The organism is Neptuniibacter marinus, from assembly GCF_001597725.1.
Lineage (GTDB): Bacteria > Pseudomonadota > Gammaproteobacteria > Pseudomonadales > Balneatricaceae > Neptuniibacter > Neptuniibacter marinus.
The window spans coordinates 1-232 of the sequence record NZ_LUTR01000113.1 but is presented as its reverse complement, the minus strand read 5'-3'; the positions used below and the strand labels follow the sequence as shown (position 1 = coordinate 232).

Here is a 232-nt window from a genome sequence, read left to right as displayed (position 1 = left end):
GCATGAGCAATATCGGCATCAAGACGATCAAAGATAGGCTCACCAAGGCCAACTGGTACATTGGTTGCCACTACTTGCAGCTTAGCGCCAATGGAATCACCCTGTTTTTTTAGGTCACGAATCAGCTGATCAAATGCTTCGACTTTATCAACGTCAGGGCAGAAGAACGCGTTGTTTTCGATTTCATTCCAATCGACCTTATCGATAGACACATCGCCCATTTGTGACAAGT

At 45.3% G+C, this 232-nt stretch carries 1 protein-coding gene; it reads right to left on the bottom strand.

Features of this window, described 5'->3' with window-relative positions; translation table 11 throughout:
* Positions 1-232, bottom strand: a 232-nt coding sequence (locus A3774_RS16265) for a chorismate synthase (RefSeq protein WP_156473750.1), incomplete at both ends; no start/stop codon positions are given.